Genomic DNA, 23,897 nt, shown 5'->3' with positions numbered 1-23,897 from the left:
TGCGGCGCGTCTTGCGCCGCAGCCGGTTGGCCTTAGCGGCCGAGCGCAGCTTTCCAGTCGTTCAGGAACTGAACACGCTTCATCTGGTCCATGTACTCTAGTACGCCTTCATCGACAGCAATCGGCTTGAGGCCGCCGCCAACGAGTGTATTTAGGGTCTCGATGTTGAGACCGGCCGTGACGTCCTTACGAACAGACGGCAACCCACCTTCGGCAAGCAATGACTGGCCTTCCTGGGAAAGCATATAGTCAACGAAGACCTTGGCAGCGTTCGGATGCGGCGCATCCTTCGTGATGAGCGCGAGACGCGAGAACGCCGGGGTATAATCGGTGGCGAAATGAACGCCCAGGTTCGGGCTTTCCTTCACCCACTGCAGGGCGTACGAGCCGATGATGTTGATGGCGATGACGTTCTCGCCCGAAACAACCGTCTCCTTCATACCGCCGGAGCTTGAGTAAATCTTCGCGCCGTCGTCGCCCATTGCCTTGGCGAGGTCCCAGAAGTCCTTGCGCTCGCGAGCGTCATTAGAGTGATGAAGGAAGCCAGAGCCGCTCTTTTCCGGATCGAAGGTGGCGACCTTCCCCTGAAGCTCGCTCTTGTCGGCCTTGAGGAAGGTGATCATGTCAGCGTACGTCTTGGGGAGCTTGTCCTTGTTCAACGCCTTCGTGTTGTAAATGACACCAATCGGCTCGACGGTCGTGCCGTAGAGAGTGTCTTTGTAGTTCGCCCACGCCGGCAAATTTGCCGCTTCAGGCGACTTGTATTCAGCGCCGTAGCCGTCCTGGATCAGCGTCATCTGAAGGTCCATCGCGGAACTCCAAACGACGTCGGCCGTCGTCTGACCGGCGGCAGCTTCCGAGATCACCTGGTTATAGGCACCGTTTGTGCCCTGGTCGTTGTAGGCGATCTTGATGCCGAACTTCTTGGTGAACGCGTCCTGCAGCTTCTGCGAGTTGGCCGCATCGGTCGATGTGTAGATCGACACCGTTCCCTCCTTCTTGGCTGCTTCCAGGATCGACGCATAGTCGGCCGGATAACCAGCAGGAACCTCCTGAGCGAAAGCTACAGAAGTCAGAAGTGAAACGAACGCAGCAGTGACCGCAACCCCCTTAGGGGACATGGAATATTTCATTGTCTCTTCTCCCAAAATGCCCGAGAATTCTCCTCCGGGCGGCAATCCCGAGGACGCACCCTTGCGCCCTCGCGAAACTTCAATCGGCCCCGAAGAGCCGGAAAACCAACTGCCTGTTAGGCGTTCGCTACCTTCCTGGCCGAGCCGCCATTGGTAATCGCCTGAGCTACGAGCGAGCCAAAAGCATCTGTGTTGACGTCGCCGCCAAGGTCGCGCGTGCGGGTGGCCGGGTTCGCGAGAACCTCGTCGACAGCTCGTTCGATTTCAGCACCAGCCGCTTCATAGTTCGGAAGCTTTCGCTGCTCACCCAGCCAGCTGAGCATCATGGCAACCGAAAGGATCAACGACGTCGGGTTGGCGATGTTCTTGCCCTGGATGTCCGGAGCAGACCCGTGCTGGGCCTGGGCGCATACGAGGCCCAGTTCCGCGTTCGCGTTGATGGAACCAGCAAGACCAAGGCTGCCGGAAAGCTCGGAAGCCAGATCGCTGAGAATGTCGGCGTAGAAGTTCGTCGTGACGATAACGTCAAAGCGTGACGGGTCACGAACCAGGTGAGCGGCCATCGCGTCGATGATGAAGTCATCGAGTTTCACTTCCGGAAACTCTTCAGCAACCTTGCGAACCTGCTTCATGAAGAGGCCGTCGGTCAGAATGAAATTGTTTGCCTTGTGTACAGCGGTGACGCGCTTGTCGCGCTTCATTGCGAGTACGAATGCCTGCCGCGCGATACGCTCACAAGCTTTTGCGGTGATCTTGCGGACCGAGAGAGCGACATCTTCGGTCGGCATGAATTCGCCAGTACCAGCGACCATGTTGCGGTCCGGATAGAAGCCTTCAGTGGCCTCGCGCATAATCACGAGGTCCATCTTTTTCGCGTTGTTCAGGAACGAACGCGAACGAGCCGGGCGTACGTTGGCATAAAGGTCGAGCTTGACGCGATATCCAGCGGAGACGTTGACGCCGCCCTTATCGCGAGCGGGGTAATCCATATGAGACTGCGGCCCAAGGATGATGCCATCCGCCTTGCGAGCGCGATCCAGAACTTCGTCGCGAAGCGTCGTGCCGTACTTCTCCAGGCTGGTGAACCCGGTGTCTTCGAATTCGTACTCCAACCCGAGACCAAAGGCCTTATCGGTTGCCTTCAGCACTTCCAACGTTGCAGCAGTGATTTCCGGGCCAATGCCGTCGCACTCTGTGACCGAAATTTTCATGTGATCTAATCTCCCTAGAAGGCGAAAGCTTTTTCCGCCGCTCATCACCACGGCCTCATATTGGCTTTTTACGCGTAAAAATGCAAATGCCATTTAGAGAAAGAAAATATTTTCTACGGGAACCTGCGATACGGCGGCTATCGGAACCGATTTTTTCGAGATCGTAACGGTCAAAGATTCAATTTCTTCGAAAAACCAATCTGGTCGCCACAAGATGAAGCATCACGTCTGTGATTATTGGTTTTTTAAATATATAAAAGCAAAACTTGCTGGATTTTTCCCCGCGGAGGACTTTCGATGTCATTCTTGAAGAACAGCAGCATCCGGCTAAAGATTTTAGCCATTACAGCCAGCATCAGCGTACTTGCAGCCGGTAGTCTCGCCTACACGTCTTTGCGCTTCGAGCAGGCAGATGGACGTTACATCCGTTTCGTGAACTCGGAGGACCAGGCGAATACTCATATTGTGGCAGCAGCCCGTCACATGCAGTCAGTTGCATACCGTGCCTATCAACTCACCGCCTATTCGCCGGATGCCAAAGACTTCGAAGACGTTGCGAGCAGCTACGAGAAAAACGCACAACGGATGTTCGACCGCTTGAATGCGGCCATAGCGGCCTATCCGGACGGCAGAACTGAACTTGAAGCATTTCTGGCCAAGGCCACCGCGATCAAGGTTGGTCTCGACAAGGCCATTGTCGCGGCTAAAGGCAATCGCGATTTGAACGCCTTGGCTGTGCTGGGAGCTATCGATCCAAAAATTGACGAGTTGGCAACAAGCCTTCGCGAATGGAACGAGAAAATGGACAAGCAGGTTGCGGACGGTGTTCGCGACCTTTCGGAAGCAAACCACCAAACGATTTTCCGGAGCGCTACCTTGCTGGCGCTGGCTATCGCCTTGACGATCGCAGCATCCATGGCCGTGGCGTCGTTTGGCATCTTGAGGCCGATTGCTCGACTGCGACAGCAGATGATGCGACTAGCTGAAGGCGACCTTAGTGTGACCGTGGAAGAAGCGACCCGTGGCGACGAAGTCGGCCAGATGGCCAAGAGCGTCATCACCTTCAAGGAAAACGCGAAACACCGCTTGAGACTGGAGCAAGATGCGCAGGAGTCGGAGCGTGTGACTCAAGAGGCTCAACGCCACCGCACTGCCGAGAAGGCAAGGCATGACGCAGAGGTCGACTTCGCGGTCAACACATTGGCTACCGCGCTCAACGCACTGTCAGCCGGCGACGTCACTCACCGGATTTCCACCCCCTTTGCGGGAAGCTTCGACAGAATACGGCAGGACTTCAACGCCAGTGTCGAGAAACTCGAATACACTCTAAGTGCCGTCTCCGCCAACGCTCGCTCTATCTCTGCCAGCGCCGCTGAGATTCGGTCGGCTGCCGATGACCTTGCGCAGCGAACAGAGCAGCAGGCTGCTTCCGTCGAAGAAACGGCCGCCGCCCTAGAGCAGATTACGACGACCACGCGCGATGCGACGCTCCGAGCGCAGGAAGCTGAGGACCTGGTCCGCAAGGCCCACCAGGCAGCGCAGACGTCGGGGTCAGTCGTTTGCGACGCGGTCAGCGCCATGCAGGCCATCGCCACCTCATCGAGCGAGATCAATAATATCATTGGCGTGATCGACGATATCGCCTTCCAAACGAACCTACTGGCTCTGAACGCCGGTGTCGAAGCGGCGCGTGCCGGTGAAGCCGGAAAGGGCTTTGCCGTCGTCGCCCAGGAGGTCCGCGAGCTGGCGCAACGGTCTGCACAGGCCGCGCGGGAAATCAAATCGCTCATCACGACCTCCGGTGAACAGGTAAAATCCGGTGTCGATCTGGTCGGTCAGACTGGCACAGCCCTTCAGGAAATCGTCGACCACGTTGAGGAGATCAATAACCGGGTGCGGTCCATTAACACGGCTTCGCGGGAACAAGTCGTCGGCTTGCAGGAGATCAATGGAGCCATCACGACGATCGATCAGACGACACAGCGGAACGCCGCAATGGTCGAAGAGTCGACCGCTGCCAGCCACGGCCTCGCTACAGATATTGCGGAGCTAAACCAGCTCCTGCAGCAGTTCGTTGTTTCTGAGAGACCAACCAAGGCCGCCCCATACTCGCGAGCTGCGTAAACGACTGCTGGGTGGAGCGGAAAGCTCTCCCTTAAATTTATATTGCTTTTTTTAGCATTAAAATCCAATTGTGGGGCATTGTACGCTATTTGAGGATGTTCGATGCCCCTAGTTTCTCTCCGACAGATACTCGATCACGCCGCAGACCACGACTACGGCCTTCCAGCCTTCAACGTTACGAACCTAGAGACGGTCCACGCGGTGCTCCAAGCGGCGGACAAGACTAAAAGCCCCGTCATTATCCAAGCCTCGCAGAGCGCCCGGGCCTTTATAGACGACGTGTTCCTGAAGCACCTCATCCGTGCATCGGTTGAACGTTATCCGCATCTTTCGATCTGTTTCCACCAGGATCACGGCAGCAGTCCTGAGGTTTGCGAGAAAGCAATGGACCTCGGTTTTTCGTCCGTCATGATGGACGGGTCGTTGAAGGCTGACGGGAAGACCCCTTCCGACTTTGCCTACAACGTGGATGTAACGGCACGCACAGCACGGTCTGCGCACCTGAAAGGGATATCCGTCGAGGGCGAGATCGGGGTCTTGGGGTCACTGGAAACCGGTAGCGGTGAACAGGAGGACGGTCATGGGTTCGAGGGCAAGCTCGGCAAGGAAGAGCTACTTACCGACCCGGAAGAGGCTGCAAGGTTCGTGGAGGCGACCGGCGTCGACGCGCTGGCCGTTGCCATCGGCACCTCTCATGGAGCGTATAAGTTCTCCAAGAAGCCTACGGCCGAGACCTTGGCGATGGCCGTGATCGGCGCGATTCATCGAAGGCTACCGAACACTCATCTCGTCATGCACGGGGCGTCGTCAGTGCCCGAGGAACTGCAACAGTTGATCAACGAGTTCGGAGGCGAAATCCAACCGACTTTCGGCGTCCCACTCGAAGAGATCGTCAGGGGCATCAAGTCTGGCGTCCGCAAGGTAAACATCGACACCGACCTGCGAATGGCCTTTACCGGAGCGCTGCGTCGGTATCTGTCCGAGAACAAGGCTTCCTTTGACATCCGAGGGATTCTCAAGCCCACTATCGCTCGGATGCGTGCCGAGTGTGAACTTCGCTTCGAAATGTTCGGGTGCGCTGGGCAGGCCGAAAAGATCAAGCCGCTCACTCTTGAGCAGATGGCGAAATCCTATCAGTCAGCCCGGTAGGGGCGTTAGTCGACGGCGGCGGAACCTAGTAGTTCCGCCTGCTTTCCCCCTGCGACCTCTTGCGACCAGAGCAAAGGTGACTTCCGCGTAAGCGCTCCGCCCAGATGTCTGCGCATCGCATAGGAGGCTTCAACGATTTCACCGCGTTCGAGAAGGGAAAGGATCGCAAGGTGTTCTTCACACTGAACGTGAAGTCGGTCACGATCGACCCTCGAGCGATATTCCAGCAAGCGGCGCATGCGGTTTACTCGTACCAAGGACAGGTGGAAGAACGGATTACCGCTCATCTTGATCAGCTCTTCGTGGAACAGCGAACCGTTGTAGAGCAACCTTTCCGCCGGAAGCGTACGGATGTCGGTTTCGAGCATCCTGGACTGTATCCGGCGTTGCTCATCGATGATCTTTCTGTCCAACGCAAAGGTTGGCTCCAGCATTGCCGCAGGCTCAATCAGCATGCGGAAGCGATAGACCTGTTCGAAAGCCTCGGCGGTTTTCGCGACCGGCAGAAAGCGCCAGCCGTAACCTTGCTTTCGTTCTGCCCACCCCTCTCTGGCAGCACGCATCAGGATGTCGCTCACCTGGGCTTTGGTAAAGCCGTAGCGGTCTCGGAGCATCTGTTCGGTCACATCGGCAGGAATGCGGTCAGTAAGCCAATCTTCCGAAAGACGATGATAATCGCTCATCGTCTCTTGCAATTGGTCGCTCGGAGCCTCGACCGGCTCATCGACGACCTTTGTCGATACAAAGAACCCGCGGTTCGGCTTTTGCTCAAGCAAGCCCTGCTCGAAGAGGACCTGCATGGCCTCGCGCACGGGCGAACGCGAGACGCCAAATTTGTCGGCCAGACCCTGAGTGCTCAGATGATCGTCTGGTTTTAGATCGCCGGATCGGATCAGTTGGCTGATCTCTTTCGCAATGTTTGCGGTCAACTGACTACTGTTTCGCATCCTGGCGCACTCTGTCTCTGAATCGTCTTTATCTAAGTTAAGGCCTGATTGAGCGGAACGCAAAGGTGACGCCATTCGCCCCGGCGAGAATCACGGGGCCACATCAGCGTGGCTCATCTGGTTTTGGTCGTATGCGGCTCGCATGGAACCATTTGACTTCATTTCATCCATTATGCGAACGGCAGCTTGCAGGGCTTGGACATTCTTTTGTGGCACCACAATCGCCGTACCGGCCTCGTGGAAATGACCGTCGACGGCATGGCAACCTTCCAGCCCGGGAAGCATGCTGATAATCGACTCTTTGCCTAGAGCAATCGCGTCCAATTCGCCGCTACGGAACTTTGCCATGGCCTCGTCGAGTGACCCGTATCCGTCGATGCTGGTATTCTTGAGCGTTCTTTCGGCGCTTCGCAGCGTTGCCGTTCCTGCAACCCCCGCAACCCGTACACCTGCCTGATCGACGTCCTGTAGTGTTTTGAATGCCTCTTTTCGAGCGAGATAGGTGCTCACCCCGAGATAGTAGTTAGGACCCACGCCCAGCACCTGACGGCGTTGATCGTCTACCGGGACAAAGGAAAGGGTCCATAATCCGCTGTCTGCATTGGAAACAATGTCGCCCGAGCTGGAAAACTCGACGAGTTCCAGTGGGAGACCCGTACGCAGCGCAATCTCTTTCGCAAGGGTTATCGTGACCCCGCGTGCTTCACCAGACGCCTCGTCGCGAACACACCACACCGCCGACGCAGCGGGTCCAACCGCCACCGCGGCTTTGATTACGCCCGCTGGAGCGAGTTCAGCTTTCTCGTCTGCCGAGAGTTCAAATGCATTAGGCATCGGATCATACCATCAGGTGTTTCTGCGGCCCTTAGTATTGCATTTTTACGATTGAAAATGCAAATATGAACTGCAATTAAAGGAGCCGCTTATGTCCGCAACTTGGTCCCCATCTCAGTATCTGAAGTTCGAAGATCATCGGACGCGCCCGGCGATTGACCTTTTGGCCCGGGTCGTGGCCGATACCGTGGAAGCTGCGACCGATATCGGCTGCGGGCCGGGCAATTCCACCGAGCTGCTCGCGGATCGTTTCGGATCGACCGCGGTTTCAGGCATGGACTCTTCTCCCAAGATGGTCGAGGCTGCCAGGAAGCGCCTGCCTGACTGTAAGTTCGAGTTGGGCGATATCGCTCACTGGCAGCCTGACGCCAAACAAGACCTGCTTTTTGCAAATGCTGTCCTGCAATGGGTTCCGAACCACGATGAGCTTTTCCCGAAACTGCTTTCATTCCTGAAGCCTGGCGGAACGCTGGCGATGCAGATGCCGGACAACCTCGACCAACCGACACATATTGGTATGCGAACGATGGCGAAGGATGAGCGTTGGTCTGACGCACTGAAGGATGCCGATGCCGAGCGAACGTCGATCCTGTCGCCTTCGGACTACTGGTCTATCTTGAAACCGCATGCGTCGAACATTGACATATGGCGGACGACCTACAACCACCCGCTCAAGGGATTGAGCGGTATCGTCGAGTGGTTCAAGGGGACAGGCCTGCTGCCCTACCTCAGCCGGCTGAGCGAAGCGCAACAAGCAGAATACCTTACGACATATGAAGAGCTGCTTTCGCAGCAATATTCCGTGATGGACGACGGCACTGTTTTGCTGCCGTTCCCACGTCTTTTCATTGTTGCTCGACGCTGATTGGACCGATGTTCGCGACGTTGAGCGCCCCAGCGCTCGACAAACAGCAACCCGTCAAAATCCTAATTGCATTTTATTATCATAAAATGGAATACAGTGCACCACTGGAGTTTAAGCCATGTCTGATGCTCTCGCGCCTTCGATCGAAGTAGACGGGGCGACTCTCCCGATAATCGATCTCGTTATCGAAGCTGAGGGGCAACTGCAGCGTCTTCCTCAAATTCATCGAATTCTGCTTGAGAACGTATTGCGCACCGCGGGCGAAGATGCCGGGCGAGCGAAGGCTGCGATCTTGAATTGGTTGGATACGGGATCGAGCGAAGAAGAAATCCCGTTTCTGCCAAACAGGGTTCTCATGCACGATACGACGTGCGGTCCCGCGCTCGTAGATATCGCTGGCATGCGATCCGCGCTCGCGGAAGCGGGCGGCGATCCGGCCGCCCTGAACCCGGTTGTTCGCGTCGACGTTTCGACAGACCACTCGCTCGGCGTGGACTTCTACGCCCAACAAGGTGCTTTTGGTCTGAATATCGCCCGTGAATACGACAGAAACGCCGAACGCTACCAGTTCATGAAGTGGGCGACGAACACCCTCTCTGGTTTTCGCGTGCATCCGCCCGGAACCGGAATCATGCATACGCTGAACCTTGAACGACTTGCGACGGTAGTCACCACGGTGGAAGTCGATGGCAAGGTTTGGGCCGTTCCGGACACGATGATCGGTACCGACAGCCACACGCCGATGATCAATGGAATTGGTGTGCTTGGTTGGGGTGTCGGGGGCCTGGAGGCCGAAAGCGTGATGTTCGGCATGCCGGTCACACTCCGGGTTCCAGACGTTGTGGGCGTAAAACTGGTTGGGAAGCTGCCATCCGGTGTACTTGCCACCGATCTCGCACTTACCGTCACCGAGAGGCTGCGCCGGCTCGACCTGCAGGACAAATTCGTCGAGTTCTACGGTCCAGGCGTTTCCACCCTGACGGCAGGTGACCGCGCCGTTATCGCAAATATGACGCCCGAGTTTGGCGGGAACAGCGGCTATTTCCCTATCGATGAGCAGACCATCCTCTATCTCCGGCAAACTGGCCGTAGCGACAGCCAGGTCAGTCTTGTGGAAGCATACGCTCACCGCACAGGACTGTGGTTCGATCCCGAGAGTGATCCAACCTACACATCCACAATTGAAATCAACCTGACGGGCATCGAGGTCAGCCTCGCGGGCCCGACCCGGCCACAAGATCGCATCTCGGCCGGAAATACGCGCTCGGCTCTTCAAAAGCTAAAGGCATCTCTCGTGCCGTCTCACGAGAACAAGCCTGCCGACGGCGCTGTCGCGATCGCTGCGATCACTAGCTGCACGAATACCTCCGATCCTCGCTTGGTCGTGGCGGCCGGACTGTTGGCGCGTAAGGCAAGGCATTTCGGCCTGCAGCCACCATACTGGGTCAAGACATCGCTGGCTCCGGGGTCACCGACCGCCGAACGCTATCTGCGCCGGACAAACTTGCTTGAGGACCTTGAGGCCATCGGCTTCGGCATTGTTGGCTATGGCTGCACGACCTGCATCGGGAATTCCGGACCACTTCCTCAGACAATCGTCGAAGCGATGGAAGAAAGGTCCATTCTCCCGGTGGCAGTGCTGTCCGGCAATCGTAACTTCCCTGGCCGGGTCCATCCACAGCTCGAGGCAGGCTTTCTTGCGTCCCCTCCAATGGTGATTGCGTTTGCGCTCGCGGGAACGGTTGATATCGACATTCTGAACGATCCACTTGGATTCGACGCGAACGGGAAACCGGTGAAGCTTGCTGACCTATGGCCCGACGGTGCCGAGATAGACGCCGCCTTGGCGCTTTCGGCAGACCGCTCGGACGTTGATCACGCATATGAAATTGCCGAAGCAAGCGAGGCATGGTCGAAACTCGATGCCCCAACCAGTGTCCTTTTCCCCTGGAACGACACTTCGACTTATATCCGCAGGCCACCGTTTGCACGGCTCTCTGATCGCGAAAGGCAACAAGCGTTCGAGGCAACGCCCCTTCTGGTGCTCGGTGACGATATCACGACCGACCACATCTCACCGGCCGGCGCTATACCGAAGAAGAGCGTCGCGGGGGGCTATCTCGCTGCTCGGGGTGAGGACCCTAACGATCTGAACGTCTACGCATCCCGGCGAGGGAACTGGGAAGCAATGGTCCGGGGCCTGTTCACTAACAAGACCGTGCGAAATAAACTGGCCCCCGATCTGCCGCCTGGATCGACTCTCCATGTTCCTTCGGCGACGGTGATGCCATTGTGGGACGCTGCTCAGGCATACCGAAACGCAGGCGAAAACGTCGTTATCATCGCAGGGGAGTGTTACGGGATGGGATCGTCCCGTGATTGGGCTGCGAAGGGGGCCGCGCTCTTGGGCGCGAAGGCCGTTCTTGCTGTCAGTTTCGAGCGGATACATCGGTCGAACCTGATCGGCATGGGCATTCTCCCGCTTAGGATCAACCAAGACGGCCGCGGTCTGAACGTCTGTCCCGGAGACAAAGTCTTTGTCGATCTCGACAAATCCACACTCGAACCGCGGTCCGCGATCCGGGTGGAACTTCGCCGAGCGACCGGCGAAGTTGAAGTTCTGGAAGCGCGGGCCGCACTTGAAACCGAGGCCGAGGTCGAGACCCTCCGTCATGGAGGCATTTTGCCAATGATATTGGACGGATGCATCCGCGGGCGTGACTAATCAGACGGCCACGCCCAATGCTCGCTTGCAGCCGACGGCGACGAAAAACCAATTACTTTTTGTCGCATTAACAGTTAAAGGCTTCACAACTGCATTTTAATATCCTAAAAGCCAATCTACGACAAAGTCTGGGAGGCTCGTCATGGCTTCTGCCCGTTACCTAAAACCCCTTTATGTTCAAGTTATCATCGGCGCTGTGCTCGGCATTCTTGTCGGTCACTACTTTCCATCTCTCGGTGTGGACTTCAAACCGCTCGGTGACGGCTTTATCAAGCTACTGAAAATGGTAGTCGCGCCGGTGATCTTCACGATCATCGTTATCGGCATTGCCAGAATGTCCGATATGAAGGCGTTGGGACGTGTCGGTCTCACGACCGTCGTCTATTTTGAAGTCCTGACAACCGCTGCGTTGTTCATCGGCCTAATCGTCGCGCACATCATTGCGCCCGGCAAGGGGATGAACATCGATCCCTCATCGCTCAATGCCGATGCTGTTGCGGGATTCGCGAAGACTGCGGAATCCCAGCACCTCGTAGACTTTTTCCTCAAGATCATTCCTGACACCTTCGTGTCCGCGTTCGTAAATGGCGAAATTCTGCCTGTCGTGTTCATCGCGGTGCTGACCGGATGCGCCTTGGCTCGCGCCGGTCGTGCCAGCGACGAGCTTACCCGGGTTATCGAACAGGTGTCCGATCTTTTCTTCAAGATTGTCGGCTTCCTGATGTATCTGGCACCCCTTGGTGCTTTCGGCGCGATGGCTTTCACCATCGGCAAGTTCGGCGCAGGAAGCCTGTTGCCGTATCTAAAGCTGATGATCGCCTTCTATATCACCTGCGGGATATTCATTTTTGTCGTCCTCGGGGCAGTCTCCCGTTACGCTGGGGTCAGCATTTGGCGTCTGGTCGTGTTCCTCAAAGACGAGATTGTCATCGTCCTTGGCGCGGGCAGTGCCGAACCAGCTCTGCCTCGTCTTCTGCAGAAGCTCGAACAGATGGGTTGTGACAAGACGATCGTCGGGCTCGTCGCCCCGACAGGCTATGCCTTTAATATAGACGGGGTCTGCATCTACCTGACCATGGCGGTCGTCTTCCTGTCGCAGGCTCTCAACATCGAGCTGACGCCCACCCAACAAATCGTCATCCTTTTGATCGGCTCGTTCACCTCGAAGGGGATGAGCGGTGTGCCGGGTGGCGGCTTCGTGGCCTTAGCTGCGACACTTGCCAGCGTGGGCACCATCCCGCTTCCCGCTATCGGTCTTCTGATCGGCGTTGACCGCTTCATGGGCGAAGCTCGGGCAGTCACCTCGTTCATCGGCAATGCCGTCGCAACCGTCTTCGTTGCTCAGTGGGAAGGCAAGCTGGACCGCGAGAGAGCGCGCGCCGTGCTCGCGGGCGAGATACAGATCACCATCGAGGGTCCGGTCCTTCCTGAAACATCGAGCACGAGGACGGCATGACCCTCTTTGCCTACGTCGGCTGCAGAACGACCCGTGAGCGCAACGCTCGCGGGGAAGGCATTAGCGTCTACAAGGTCGATAGTTCGACTGGAAGCTGGTCTCTCCTTCAGGTTCTGCCGACGGAAGAAAACCCATCGTTTCTTGCCCTCCACCCAACGTTGGACGTTCTTTATTCCGTTCATGGCGACCTCGATCTTGTAACGTCCTATGCCATTTCGCCGGACGGCCGGATCGAGGCCACCGGAAAGCAGTCGACGCGCGGGCGAAATCCAGTCCATCTCGCTCTGAACCATACCAATCGCTGGCTTGTCGTTCCGAACTACAAGACCGACAGCCTGGTAAGTTTACCTGTCAGTGAAGACGGAAGCCTCTCTGCAATCGCTGACCTCTGCGAATTAAAGGGCACTCTCGGCCCCCATAAGCTCGAACAAGACTACGGCCGCCCGCACCACTCGCCCTTTTCGCCCTCTGGCAAATGGATCGTTGTGCCGGAGAAGGGAAATGATCAGGTCACGGTTTTGAAGCTCGATGAGGCTTCCGGTCATCTTAGCATCGTCCATCGCGAACCGGCCCGCGAGAACGCCGGGCCAAGACACATCGCATTTCATCCGACATTGCCCAAAGCGTATGTGTTGAACGAACTGGACTCCACCGTCACCACTTATGACTTTGACGACCGACAGGGTGTGCTGACCAGCGTAGACGTGTTGTCCGCTCTTCCACGAAACTTTTGCGGTAACAGCCGAGCCTCAGAGATTGAGATCAGCGCAGACGGCCGGCACCTATACACTTCGAACCGAGGCCATGATTCAATCACGACGTTCTCCGTTGCTTTCAACGGACAGCTGACAGCAAGCCACTGGACATGCTCAGAAGGCCAGACACCGCGCTTCTTCGCCATGGACCCTGATCAATGCTGGCTCTACGTCGCGAATGAGGACAGCGATATGATTGTGCCCTTCCGGCGGAACGAAGATGGATCATTAGCAAGAGGGGGGCAAGAAGTCAGGGTTGGCAGTCCGACGTCGATTGTTTTCCGAGAAGCCTAGTTTCTGGCATGACGAGAGTGTCGTAACGGCTAAATCATCTACCGGTCGAATGAAACCCATTTGCATTATGGGTTTCGGTGACTGCTAGCATTCCCGGTTCGCTCAGGAAGCTCGCTGCGACGGTATCTGTTGACACCGACGACTTCGTCCGGCCTTTTCCTATTGCTGGCTAGCTCTTGGCAAAGAGGGGAAAAGTATGCTCGCGGTAGCGGATCAGATTCATCATGATGTCTCATTGAGACGCCCACTTTCAATCCTGCGCAGCTATGTGGGCTCTTTCGGAAGAGAGAGCCAGTTGGACAGCTTCCTTGAACTCTGGGACAGGGCCATCGCGGAATCGGATTTCCAACCGGTCGCGAACGCCTATCCGCCGTTCATCACAAAGACGCTGCTAGACCTTTCCGACGATGAGCTTGCTCGCAATGGAATCCAATCTTGGGCAATGCATGAGGATGGGCATCAGGCTATGCAGCTTCTCCGGCGCGCGATAGCCGGACCCGGCCACCAGATGACGCTGAACGCAATAGATAGCGACTATCTCGAGGACACCTGTGCGGACCTTGGCGGAATTTTGGAGGCCATGGAAAACTTCAGGGACCCGAGAACATACTTGCGGGAGCGGAGACCTCGTTCCTGGATGAACGAACATCTCGACGCCGACGAAGTCGATGGCAGCGACCCAATTTTGCTTTCGGACTTCTTGTTCGACGTGGAGGCATTGGTCACGAACTTCGTCACCGCGAAACGAAATTGGTCGCGTTGGCTTAGTCGATAAATGTCGGCCGGCTTTTTTTGGTAACTTACAAAGGCGGTTAAGTCCCCTAGCGCAGTGATGATCTTGGTGTTGATATTCCTGGCCGCATCGGGTACGAACCTCCAGGAAATGATCGGTTTGTCCACGTAGCTCAGTAGGATAGAGCACAGGATTCCTAGTTGTAAATTGGGGGCTGCACATCGAAAGGGTGTAGTCGATCTGCTCAAAGTCGGGGAACGCTTCGCTGAACTCTCAGCATGCCAATCCCGAGCCAAGCTCCAGGGAAACCTGGTGAAGGTGTAGAGACTGGATGGGCAGCACCTAAAAGTCGAAAGGCTCACGGTGAAGGGACAGTCCAGACCACGAACGTCCTAGGACGGCGGCTAAAGCCGAAGTGGTATGAATCCTGGGGTCGGAGGTTCGAATCCTCTCGTGGACACCATTCTGATCTCTCAGGTCGGGCACCCGCCAGCTGACCGGTGTTGGGATGGCTACATCACCGAGCGGCTTACCTGGAAAGCAACGAATGCCGAATGACCCGATGCTTTCGGCCTTGAATACTATTCGCCCTAATTGACGCGACGAAATCGCCAAAACAAAGCCGCCGTGCCGATTGGCAATCATCTCGAACAAGACGAGTAGTTGTGACGAGCATCGCCCGTGTGGAACAGTCGTTCCTTGCTGCGGCTTCGGCTTCCGTTCTCAGTTAAACGAGCGCGGCGATAGCAATCAGTGAGGTTTCCAAAAAAAATGGCCTCACTGCCGAGAACGGCGGCGATCAGATGCGGGCTTTGCTCATGATTTCCTCAAGGGCCTTACCATAGGAGAGCCCGATCTCGTTACAACATGTGTGGCGTGAGCTGGCATTGTTGAACCGACTGCGGGCCGGGCTGCGGACGACTCAGCAGATTTGGAGTGTCTGGCTAAGAAGTTATTCTCATCGGCTCATCGCCCTCTTGCCAAATCAACCAGCAGTGGCTTTAGAGATACCATACTGGGTTGAGGGAGATCGCCGTGGCAAAAATCAGGTCGGAGGCTGAGCGGTTCCGAAGGTTGTTGGATTACGGGTACTTCGCACCCGAATTGCCTCCGTGCTTCTCGGCTCGGGGCTTTGGCGCTAAGGGAGCTTCACTGCTCAAACAAATAAGACAGCTGCCAAAAATCAAGGGGAGACCTGCCTATCAGAGGTTTGTGTCCGAGAAGGCCACATTTTATTACCCGCGCTTCAACAACACAGATCGCCTTCACTCGGTGATAAATCCGATTTCTCACCTCTTTACGTCTGCTTTGATTGCCAAGCACTATAGTGCGCTCCAAGCAGTGGAGCACCAATCAAACTATTCTCTGTCGGAATCGATTTTCGATTGGGGCGGACAGCGAGCACTACGCCGCCCCGTCTTCGCTCGGCGCGACGAGTTTACATCTCAGTTGTCACCGCGGTTCGAATATACTGTCACCACCGACGTACGTGCTTTCTACCACTCGGTGTACACAGGATCGATACCGTGGGCTGTGCACGGTAAGACAACAGATACCACGAGCAGGCCGACTCTATTCGGCAACCAACTCGGGTTGCTGGTTCGGAATGCACAAGGCGGGCAGACCACGGGCCTACCCGTCGGTCCCGACACTTCAAGAATCCTCGCCGAGGTAGTCGCATCGCGCATCGACAAGACAATTGACGACGCCTTGGCAATGAAGAAGGGCGACGCCTCACGGTTCGTCGACGATTTCACTTTCGGTTGCAACTCAATCGAAGAGGGGCATCGAATAATCGCGGAAGTCCGGCGCGCTGCAGCCGAATTCGAACTCGATATTGGCAAGGAGAAAACCTCAATCGAGCCGACGAACCATCTCGCATATGTGGGCTGGCAGGATTTCATGCGGGCTCACCTGCCTCCCAGGAAGCCGGATAAAGCCTCGTTCGAGCGTTTTTTCTACATTGTTCACGATATGAGCAAGCGACACGGCAATTTGAACGTCGAGAAATTCGCCATGTCGAGTTGCCGGACCGCTTTCGTGCAAAGTAATGATTGGGACTTCCTCCAAGATCACATCGTTTCATCGTATCGGAAAAACACCACTCTGGTGGATACTCTTGTTGAAGCGTTCCTGCTCCGTCATGACGCGCGCGGCGATTTGAACCTGGCTGCCCTGTCCGACTTCATCGCTTCTCGCCTGCCGATGCTGGGGGCGCACCAGAGAACGGGCGAAATTCTCTGGCTCCTTTATCTGGCATGTCGCCTCAATATTAAGATTAAGGCCGAGGCGCTTACGAAGTGCCTTCGCATGCCGAATCCGATGCTTGCCATCCTAGTTACGCACGCAGAGAACGAAGGATTGATCGATGGCGCGATCGACACGTCATACTGGAAGTCTTACGCAAACGCCGACGGCCTCCGCTCGAACATGTTTCTTTACGGCTACGAGGCGGCAAAGAGCCAGTGGACAGACGATCGTTATGGGGAGAACGACCAGTTCTACAGGCTTTTCCTGAATGAGCAGCTTTCGTTCTTTGACATGACGAACGAGCGAAGGGACTTGTCGCAGGTGCTGACCGAGCGCGAGAGAGAGAACCGCCTGTCGCGTTTGATCTTGGCTCGCACAGCTCACAACGAGTTCACCTCGGACCCCGAAAACGAGTTGGACGTGTCGGATTTCGACGACATCGAAATCCGACACGTCGATCCCGACATATATTGAGGCCAGCGAATGACCACGACCCCAACCAGCATGCCGACGACTTCTCCGAATACCCCCCCGAAGACACTCGAATACTATCAATACCTAACGGATCGCGTCATCGCCGGTACCAGGGGCGCTCGGTTCACGGCGGCGAGGCTCCTGGTACTCAAAGAGCGAGCCAGCCTCTTCATCCAGTCGGTTCTCGCTGTTGTTCTAATCTGGGTCTCGGTCATCTTCTTGGCTTACCCCAACATCGACGAAACAATTACGCGCAAGCTGGGTATCGTATCGACCATGTCATCCGTCGCTATCCTAGCGATCACCCTATTTGAGTACGCTCTCGGCCGCGGTTTATTGGCTGCAAAGCTTCACGACAGCGCCCTCAGAGCCACCGCGCTCATGCGAAAGCTAGAACGGGAACTGGCCAGCCCACAGCCATCGTTGGACATTTTGGCCAACGCCGCCGAGGAGTACGAACAGGAGAACATCCTGACCAACGTCAACCATTCCGCGGTAGATTTCACGCTCAATACGTGGTCGCGGGCTAAGTCCAAATGTAGGATTGTGAATTTCTTTTATAGCGTCAGAAGCTTTGTCGCGCAGGCAACAGTCATAGCGCTCGCGGTATCTCCCGGCCTGACGACCCTCGCGGTCATCATCTATCAGGCTTGGGACCTTCCTTATCTGGGAATGAAATAGGTTAGATCACCAGCCTTCTGGCAGGATAAGTCATCGTCACCCGTCGTCCAAAAAAATGCCTGCCGTGCCTCCACCGACGGCGTGGCCCAGGCTCCAGAGCTTGCACGATTGATCCGGGCCGGGTAGCCGACAGAGGCGACAATCGCTCATGTGCTGGTGTCCTAATACGCCGATCACCTACCACTCTATCGGCAGACCCAGATCATGAGCCGACAGGGCGTCAATCTTGACCGCTCTACACTCGCAGACTGGCTCGTCAGGGCACCATTCGAACTACGTCCGGTCTTGGACGCTCATTATCGCCGATCTGAGGCGATCGATGTCACTACCGATGACGGGATTTCCGTCGAAGCCCTTGGGGTGCTCCGAGCGACGGACAAGCCTGCAACTGTGGTTCGACGACCGCCTGATAACGCGATTGAGTCGGTACAACACCTCGAAGATGGAAAGCTGCACAAGGTCGAAAATTGTGATAGCTCTACAACTGGAGGCTTCAACATGCACCTGAGTCGCATTGTAGTTAAGGGGTATCGGGCGCTAGACTTTGTCGATGTAGCGATCGCTGAGAAAGCTACCTGTATCATCGGAGAAAACAGTTCCGGCAAGTCGGCGCTCATACAGGCACTGCGCCTGTGCCTTGACGTCGATCTGTCGTCATCGTTTCGGTCGTTGCAAAAGGATGACGTCCATTGTGACATCGACCAATCGAATCCTTTCCAGGTCCTGATTGGTGTCGAGTTCACCGGATATGAAGCTAACGACAACGAAGTCGCCATGCTCCACGGAACACAATTGGGCGACGGGCGCGCCAGAATTTTCTACAGGTTCAGACCGCGAGCGACAGTACGAGAGGACCTCCTCACTGGCGCGAGAGTACTTGGCTCTCTGGTTTTGGACGACTTCAGCTGGGAACTTTTTGGTGGCGGAGACCCAGGCGTCGATTTGACCGCCATTGAGTGGAACGTCGAAAACGACGATATCGGAGCGCGCTCGGTCGGACTTCAATACCTCCAAGCCTATCGCGTCGTATTTCTGCACGCGCTACGCGATGTGGAGCACGACCTCGCCGACATGCGCAAGTCTCCCTTGATCAGACTGATCGCGGCAAGCAAGGTACCGCCAGCCGAACAGGCTGCTCTCATCGCAGCGATAAAAGCAGCCAACGACGGGATTGAGAAGTCACCGGTTGTCACGGACGTGGCCGGGGCGATCGACGCCGCATTGAAGGACGTGACGGGAGAGGCGTTCAGCCTAGACGTCAACCTCGGCCTCAGTTCACCGACATTCCAGTCGATTCTGAGAAACATCCGGCTTTTGCTGAGCGGCCCTGCGATGATGTCGTTTGAGCCCCGGCGCAATAGCCTGGGGATGAACAACGTTCTGTATATGGCCATTCTGATAGAGCAGTTTCGCAGGCGTGCTGCCGAGGGCAAGGCGGCCGGGGAGCTGATACTCATCGAAGAGCCGGAAGCTCACCTGCACCCACAACTACAGATGGTCTTGTTAGATGCTTTGCGGGTGCTGCCGTTTCAGTCAATCGTCACCACGCACAGTACACAGGTGGCATCAAAAGCGCCGTTGAATTCGTTTGTATTGCTTACAAACGTCGGGAAATCCGCACCGCAGGCATCAACCGTAGCGGCAAACGATGACCTTACGGCCGGAGATGTCGCGGACCTTGAAAGATATCTCGACGCCACGAAATCGAATCTGCTCTTCGCGCGACGTGTCATGCTGGTCGAGGGTGCCGCAGAGGCTTTCCTTCTCCCACCATTGATCAAGTCAGCTATGGGAATTGACCTCGATCGCGTCGGCATTTCCGTCGTGGCGATCCATGGCGTTCATTTCGGTGCATTTTCGAGACTGTTTTCCGAAAAGGGGATTCACAAAAAATGCGCGATCGTGGCCGACGCGGATCAAGAGCCGCCCGTCGATGGCAATGAAGATGGTGAAGAGCTGGACCTGCCTGAAAAGGAAGATGTCACGAAGCTCTCCGGCGATTACGTAAAGGTGTTCCTTGGAAAGACCACGTTCGAGAGAGAGATAACGCTCACGCCAAACCTTGGCATGCTGGCGGACGCCGCCGGAAAAGTTGGTGCCCCGATTGTATCTAAAAAGCTACGGAACGCGACGACCGGTGCAACGGAGGCACTAGCGAAAAGCGTTCTCAACACTGCGAAAAGGTTCGGCAAGGCTCGGTTTGCTCAAGCGGCAGCGGAGAACGTTCCGAAAAATGCAGTTGTTCCGGATTACGTCGAGGCTGCCGTGAAGTGGCTCCTCGAATGAGATTGACGCCGCAGCAACGGGAAGCTGTCGAACACTCTGGAAATCTTCTCCTGAAGGCATGCCCCGGGAGTGGAAAAACCAGGACGATAGTCGCGCGGCTCATTCAGGAAGTCGACGCACTTCGAGGCACTCCGTTCTCAGCAGCCTGTATCACGTATACAAACGCCGCCGTTAGCGAGATAGACATCCGTGCTGCAGCCTATCTTTCTCCCGATGACAGCAGAAACTACACCGTTTCCACCATACACGCTTTTTGCCTACACCAGGTATTGCGCCCATTCGCCTCTCGAGTAGCAGGCTTCCGCGGCTCGATGAAGGTGCTCACCTCAGACAATCCCGTCTTCACGGAAATTGCGGAAAAGTCCGCCGAGAAGGTAGGGCGGTATGATCTAACCTTCCAAGAATACGAGCGGTTTGGTCAAATCGGTCTCAATGCGGCGGGTCAGTTTATCGGCTCCGCCCTTGAAGACGACATGATAGCCAAGGCCGCCCCGCACTTCGTGAGCTATTGCCAAGCCGCCGGCTACATCGATTTTGCGTCGATCCTCTACAGGACATATTGCCTGCTGAGAGACGACGCATCTATTGCGAACTCCGTTGCAACTAAATTTCGATCGTTCTTGATTGACGAGTTCCAGGATACGACCGAAATACAGGTCGAAATCCTCCGACTTCTCCATGCTCAGAGCAAATCGACGTTCTTTCTGGTTGGCGACCCGTCGCAATCGATTTTCGGATTCGCTGGGGCAAGGCCGGAGCTGATAGACCCGTTTGCAGACGAAATAGGCGCAAGACGCGACCTGTCGCTGTCGTGGAATTTTCGGTCCAGCCCCGCCATTGTGGTGCATGGAGAGCGCCTTTTCCCACGCGTGCCTGCAATGACCAGCGAAGGCGAAAGCAGACACTGCGCCGAACCGGTTCACCTCGTATCGGGGAAAAAGAGCTTCGACGCTATCGTTGAGGACTTCATCCCCGCCATCAACAGGATGAAGCTAAGACTTGGTCGATCAGCCGTCCTGGCCAAGAGTTGGAATGCGCTCTATCCGATATCCAGGGCCTTGCGCGAATACGGCATTCCGATCGTAGGACCCGGCGCACGACCGTATCGCCGGTCGCGTTTATTCGCTACAGTTGCTGAGCAACTCGGCGGCGCAGTCATCGACGGTCCCAAGTTCAACGTCAGGCAGATCGAGCGCGCTGTTTTCCACGCACTGCAGGAAATCACAGGTGAAAGCAGGTTTGATGTCTTCAGTTATGAGGGGCGTCGAACGATTTCAGCTCTCGTTCGGACAGCGAATGATCTTGCCACGGAACTCGATGGAGTGGTTTGGCTCCGAGAAATGTCCGCTGCTGCTGGCACTCTTCTAGCGAGAGATTCATGGATCGGTCCGCGCGATGTCAATCGGTTCGCATCGTCTGTGGACGAGATGATTGCGGATATGCGCCACAATAAGATCGATGTCGACAACATCTCGATCGAAGACCTCGGAATGTTTGCCAGCCCCGAGAAAGCGCTACGGCTCATGACGATACACGAGTCCAAGGGCCGTGAATTCGAAGCTGTGGCGGTTATTGGAGTTCGCGAGGGAACAATGCCATTCTATAAAGCGAAGACCGCAAGTGAAATCGAGGCTGAGAAGCGCCAATTCTACGTCTCGGTTACAAGGGCAGAGAAGCTACTGATGTACATGTACGAACCAGACTATTTCGGAAACCCGCCAAGCCGGTTTTTGGGCGAGAGTGGTGTACAAATTCTGTAGCGTACCGACTGCGAGACGACATTGCTCACATCCAATGTACTTTCCATAGAGAAACTCCTGTTGTTCGTCCATGGAAAGTCGATCACAGATTAGGTCGAGGAGGCCTACGTTGGAGTGGAACACCTGTTACAGTTGACGTGAGCTGGAAGACGATCATCGTCCACGGCATCGGCGATCGAGCCAAGCCCCAGAGAAAATCTGAGAAGGCTAACGAAAATAACAAAATCAAATGAGTTTTAGCCTGGGGCTTGGGTTTAGCTCGGAGGAACCAACCATGAATCTGGGACGAGGGCGTCACCATCTCGCCAGTCGGCGATAGGCACCACCCCAACCAGCTCACCCCAGACGTCAGCGCCCGCATGGTCCAAAACAATGGCCTGCAGCTGGCCCTTTGCTAACACGATCTCGTCGGCTATGGCCGCGAATACTCCTCGCACTGCGGCAATATCCTGATCGCGTGTCCGACCAGGCGCTTCCCGCCCCGGTTTGTCAAAGCCCGATGGAAAGTAGACTTGGCTCGGTTGGTCGTAAATCAGGAAGCCCGGGACACAATGATCCGGAAGCTCACGGAAGAAACGCTGGAGCGATAGGGTCACCGCGATGTGGTAGGCAAGCCAGTTCGCGCCACTACCGATCTCCCAAAGGTAGTCCTTGCGGTCGGGATGTACGACGCGGACAGTCAGGTCATCGATCAAAACCTCAATCGGCGCGTTCGGCCATTCGCCGTCAAGCCTGGGGAGGATCGAGGCGGCAATTTTCGCGACGTACAGGAGCGCGTTGTCCGTACGCTGGTAGACCTGCCGTTCAGAATAAATGGCTTTCTGCTCGTCGATTAAGTCCGCCAGCCGGCCGATCTCTTCGGCCTGCGCGCCACCGTCCTCGGCGCGCTCGAACGTCTCAAGCGCCTGTTCCAGACGGCCGAGGAAGCGCTCGACCCGATCCCTTCGGTACGTTGCCTCCCTGACCTCGCCCGATCGACGTTCGAGGATCGTGATCTCTTGGCGAACGGAGGCCAAGGCTTTCGTTGCATCATCGAGGTCCTTCCTGATCCGCAGACGTTCCTTGTCGAACGTGTCGGACAGGCTCGGTTGCGTGCGTAACTGGATTTCGATCCCCGCCAGCGCTTGCACCAGCGCGTCAATCTTCTCGCGACCATCACCCAACGCGGCTATCGGATCATCCGCGACTTCCGTTCTGGACTTGAGCCAAGCCGCGATGTCCAGTCGGTCCTTCTGGATGCGGATTGCGCCGCCATACTTTCTACTGCTGTCTACGAGGCGTTCCACCTCTGCGAGGTGTTGCCGGAGGACGGAGAGCTTCGCTGCGGTTTCCGATTCCCGGTTTTGCAAGACCTCTAGCTGACGCAGCGATGAATCGATGGAGTCCACGGTTGCGAATGACGTTCGGGTGTCGGCGCGGGTCGCCTCGCGCAGGAGGTCAATCGTTTGGTTCGGATCATCCTCGGGAATTTTCGTCGCCTTTGGCAGAAGGCCAAGCTCGAGCGCCTGTCTAAGCCATCCGCTGGTTTCTGCTTGCCAGGCACGCACGGCTTTCTTGACAGTGGCAAGAGCGGATTCGGCCTGCCGAAGAAGTCGCTGAAGTCGGTCAATCTCCCATCGCGCCGCTACCATTTCTGGAGTCAGAGCACCGAGAACGTAGGGGAAGATGGCCTTCAACTTCTCTCGGTGTTCGGTCGTGTCAGCCCCGAAATAGAGGGCAAGCGGGTTGGCGACAATGTACTGAGGCTGAAAATTGAAGGCCATGAGATCGCGAAAGCTTACGCGGCTTTGGTAGGCCGCCTCCACGTTGGGATTTATTCGGAGACGCGAAAGGCCGGACAGCTCACCGAGTTTCCGTTTAACGATGTCCGCCGTGGTGTTCTTTTCCACGATCCGATAGGGAATTTCGATATCGTCGCCTTCGAGGAGATACATATCTCCAGTCTGCTTCGCTTCGCCAGGCTCCCGTCGGGCCAACAGCTTCTTGCCTTCCAGCGTATCAACTACAATCCCGAACCATTCGCACGTCTTCCGTATCGTCCCGACCGGGATGCTGCATTTACCTGACGCCAGGCAGTAGTCGATGATCGGGATTACCGCTGACTTACCAGTCTTGGACGCGCCCGTTATCACGTTCACCATCCCACGTTCGAAATTCAGGACACGGGGCTGATGATCGGCCTTAGGCCACAGGATCAAACTTAGAATCTGGAAATGCATG

General features: G+C 56.1%; 16 protein-coding genes and 1 pseudogene. 12 read left to right on the top strand and 5 right to left on the bottom strand.

Annotation, left to right across the window (positions count from 1 at the left end):
• Positions 1-32 precede the first annotated feature (32 nt).
• On the bottom strand, positions 33-1,133 hold the full coding sequence (locus tag A3C3_RS0128785) for an ABC transporter substrate-binding protein (protein WP_022718041.1): 1,101 nt from the start codon (positions 1,131-1,133) through the stop codon (positions 33-35).
• A gap of 116 nt (positions 1,134-1,249) precedes the next feature.
• On the bottom strand, positions 1,250-2,344 hold the full coding sequence (locus A3C3_RS0128780; protein ID WP_022718040.1) for an isocitrate/isopropylmalate dehydrogenase family protein: 1,095 nt from the start codon (positions 2,342-2,344) through the stop codon (positions 1,250-1,252).
• Between the two features lie 306 nt (positions 2,345-2,650).
• On the opposite strand from A3C3_RS0128780, the gene A3C3_RS39520 reads away from it, so the two are divergent.
• Both A3C3_RS39520 and fba read left to right on the top strand, forming a co-directional pair.
• Complete coding sequence (locus A3C3_RS39520; RefSeq protein ID WP_167521955.1) at positions 2,651-4,468, top strand: methyl-accepting chemotaxis protein; 1,818 nt, start codon at positions 2,651-2,653, stop codon at positions 4,466-4,468.
• Positions 4,469-4,570: 102 nt separating this feature from the next.
• The gene (gene fba / locus A3C3_RS0128770; RefSeq protein ID WP_022718038.1) at positions 4,571-5,617 is read left to right on the top strand and encodes a class II fructose-bisphosphate aldolase; all 1,047 of its coding nucleotides are present in this window, start codon (positions 4,571-4,573) and stop codon (positions 5,615-5,617) included.
• 5 nt (positions 5,618-5,622) lie between these two features.
• Here fba and A3C3_RS39515 read toward each other — a convergent pair whose 3' ends face one another.
• Together A3C3_RS39515 and A3C3_RS0128760 are read right to left on the bottom strand one after the other, a co-directional pair.
• Positions 5,623-6,627: a GntR family transcriptional regulator gene (locus tag A3C3_RS39515; protein WP_233450666.1), complete on the bottom strand. Its 1,005-nt coding sequence runs from the start codon at positions 6,625-6,627 to the stop codon at positions 5,623-5,625.
• 27 nt (positions 6,628-6,654) lie between these two features.
• Positions 6,655-7,398, bottom strand: coding sequence for a transporter substrate-binding domain-containing protein (locus tag A3C3_RS0128760; RefSeq protein ID WP_022718036.1), 744 nt, complete (start codon positions 7,396-7,398; stop codon positions 6,655-6,657).
• 91 nt (positions 7,399-7,489) lie between these two features.
• Between A3C3_RS0128760 and tam the strand changes: the two genes are divergently transcribed.
• From tam to A3C3_RS0128715, 10 genes and pseudogenes are all read left to right on the top strand, one after another.
• A complete protein-coding gene (gene tam / locus A3C3_RS0128755; protein ID WP_022718035.1) occupies positions 7,490-8,263 on the top strand; it encodes a trans-aconitate 2-methyltransferase in 774 nt (257 codons plus the stop codon).
• A gap of 118 nt (positions 8,264-8,381) precedes the next feature.
• On the top strand, positions 8,382-10,988 hold the full coding sequence (gene acnA / locus A3C3_RS0128750) for an aconitate hydratase AcnA (RefSeq protein WP_022718034.1): 2,607 nt from the start codon (positions 8,382-8,384) through the stop codon (positions 10,986-10,988).
• Positions 10,989-11,130: 142 nt separating this feature from the next.
• Positions 11,131-12,444 (top strand): C4-dicarboxylate transporter DctA, encoded by a 1,314-nt coding sequence (gene dctA / locus A3C3_RS39510; protein WP_022718033.1) that lies wholly within the window; start codon positions 11,131-11,133, stop codon positions 12,442-12,444.
• The gene (locus A3C3_RS0128740) at positions 12,441-13,493 is read left to right on the top strand and encodes a lactonase family protein (protein ID WP_022718032.1); all 1,053 of its coding nucleotides are present in this window, start codon (positions 12,441-12,443) and stop codon (positions 13,491-13,493) included. Before dctA ends, A3C3_RS0128740 begins: the two co-directional genes overlap by 4 nt.
• Before the next feature lie 295 nt (positions 13,494-13,788).
• Positions 13,789-14,268 (top strand): hypothetical protein, encoded by a 480-nt coding sequence (locus A3C3_RS0128735; protein ID WP_145611957.1) that lies wholly within the window; start codon positions 13,789-13,791, stop codon positions 14,266-14,268.
• A 993-nt stretch (positions 14,269-15,261) separates the two neighbouring features.
• Positions 15,262-16,950: an RNA-directed DNA polymerase gene (locus A3C3_RS39505; RefSeq protein WP_022718030.1), complete on the top strand. Its 1,689-nt coding sequence runs from the start codon at positions 15,262-15,264 to the stop codon at positions 16,948-16,950.
• Positions 16,951-16,959: 9 nt separating this feature from the next.
• Positions 16,960-17,631, top strand: coding sequence for an SLATT domain-containing protein (locus tag A3C3_RS0128725; RefSeq protein ID WP_022718029.1), 672 nt, complete (start codon positions 16,960-16,962; stop codon positions 17,629-17,631).
• A gap of 29 nt (positions 17,632-17,660) precedes the next feature.
• Positions 17,661-17,916, top strand: a pseudogene (locus A3C3_RS45545) (IS66 family transposase); the annotation flags it as partial.
• 213 nt (positions 17,917-18,129) lie between these two features.
• Positions 18,130-19,917 (top strand): ATP-dependent nuclease, encoded by a 1,788-nt coding sequence (locus tag A3C3_RS0128720; protein ID WP_028740087.1) that lies wholly within the window; start codon positions 18,130-18,132, stop codon positions 19,915-19,917.
• Positions 19,914-21,677: an ATP-dependent helicase gene (locus tag A3C3_RS0128715; protein WP_022718027.1), complete on the top strand. Its 1,764-nt coding sequence runs from the start codon at positions 19,914-19,916 to the stop codon at positions 21,675-21,677. Before A3C3_RS0128720 ends, A3C3_RS0128715 begins: the two co-directional genes overlap by 4 nt.
• 254 nt (positions 21,678-21,931) lie before the next feature.
• Here the strand turns inward: A3C3_RS0128715 and A3C3_RS0128710 are convergent, their stop codons facing one another.
• Entirely contained in the window at positions 21,932-23,896 is a 1,965-nt protein-coding gene (locus A3C3_RS0128710; protein ID WP_022718026.1) for a DUF3732 domain-containing protein, read from the bottom strand.
• Position 23,897 lies beyond the last annotated feature (1 nt).

It is taken from the genome of Rhizobium mongolense USDA 1844 (assembly GCF_000419765.1).
In the GTDB taxonomy this organism is placed as follows: domain Bacteria; phylum Pseudomonadota; class Alphaproteobacteria; order Rhizobiales; family Rhizobiaceae; genus Rhizobium; species Rhizobium mongolense.
The sequence above is the reverse complement of the archived record's forward strand: the minus strand, read 5'-3'. Positions and strand labels throughout refer to the sequence as shown.

Excerpts from the sequence above, each read along its gene's own strand:
- fba (WP_022718038.1), top strand. The coding sequence starts at position 4,571 with ATGCCCCTAGTTTCTCTCCGACAGATACTCGATCACGCCGCAGACCAC.
- A3C3_RS0128760 (WP_022718036.1), bottom strand. The coding sequence starts at position 7,398 with ATGCCTAATGCATTTGAACTCTCGGCAGACGAGAAAGCTGAACTCGCT.
- A3C3_RS0128710 (WP_022718026.1), bottom strand. The coding sequence starts at position 23,896 with ATGCATTTCCAGATTCTAAGTTTGATCCTGTGGCCTAAGGCCGATCAT.
- A3C3_RS0128785 (WP_022718041.1), bottom strand. The coding sequence starts at position 1,133 with ATGAAATATTCCATGTCCCCTAAGGGGGTTGCGGTCACTGCTGCGTTC.
- dctA (WP_022718033.1), top strand. The coding sequence starts at position 11,131 with ATGGCTTCTGCCCGTTACCTAAAACCCCTTTATGTTCAAGTTATCATC.
- acnA (WP_022718034.1), top strand. The coding sequence starts at position 8,382 with ATGTCTGATGCTCTCGCGCCTTCGATCGAAGTAGACGGGGCGACTCTC.
- A3C3_RS0128740 (WP_022718032.1), top strand. The coding sequence starts at position 12,441 with ATGACCCTCTTTGCCTACGTCGGCTGCAGAACGACCCGTGAGCGCAAC.
- A3C3_RS0128780 (WP_022718040.1), bottom strand. The coding sequence starts at position 2,344 with ATGAAAATTTCGGTCACAGAGTGCGACGGCATTGGCCCGGAAATCACT.
- A3C3_RS0128725 (WP_022718029.1), top strand. The coding sequence starts at position 16,960 with ATGACCACGACCCCAACCAGCATGCCGACGACTTCTCCGAATACCCCC.
- tam (WP_022718035.1), top strand. The coding sequence starts at position 7,490 with ATGTCCGCAACTTGGTCCCCATCTCAGTATCTGAAGTTCGAAGATCAT.
- A3C3_RS0128715 (WP_022718027.1), top strand. The coding sequence starts at position 19,914 with ATGAGATTGACGCCGCAGCAACGGGAAGCTGTCGAACACTCTGGAAAT.
- A3C3_RS0128720 (WP_028740087.1), top strand. The coding sequence starts at position 18,130 with ATGCACCTGAGTCGCATTGTAGTTAAGGGGTATCGGGCGCTAGACTTT.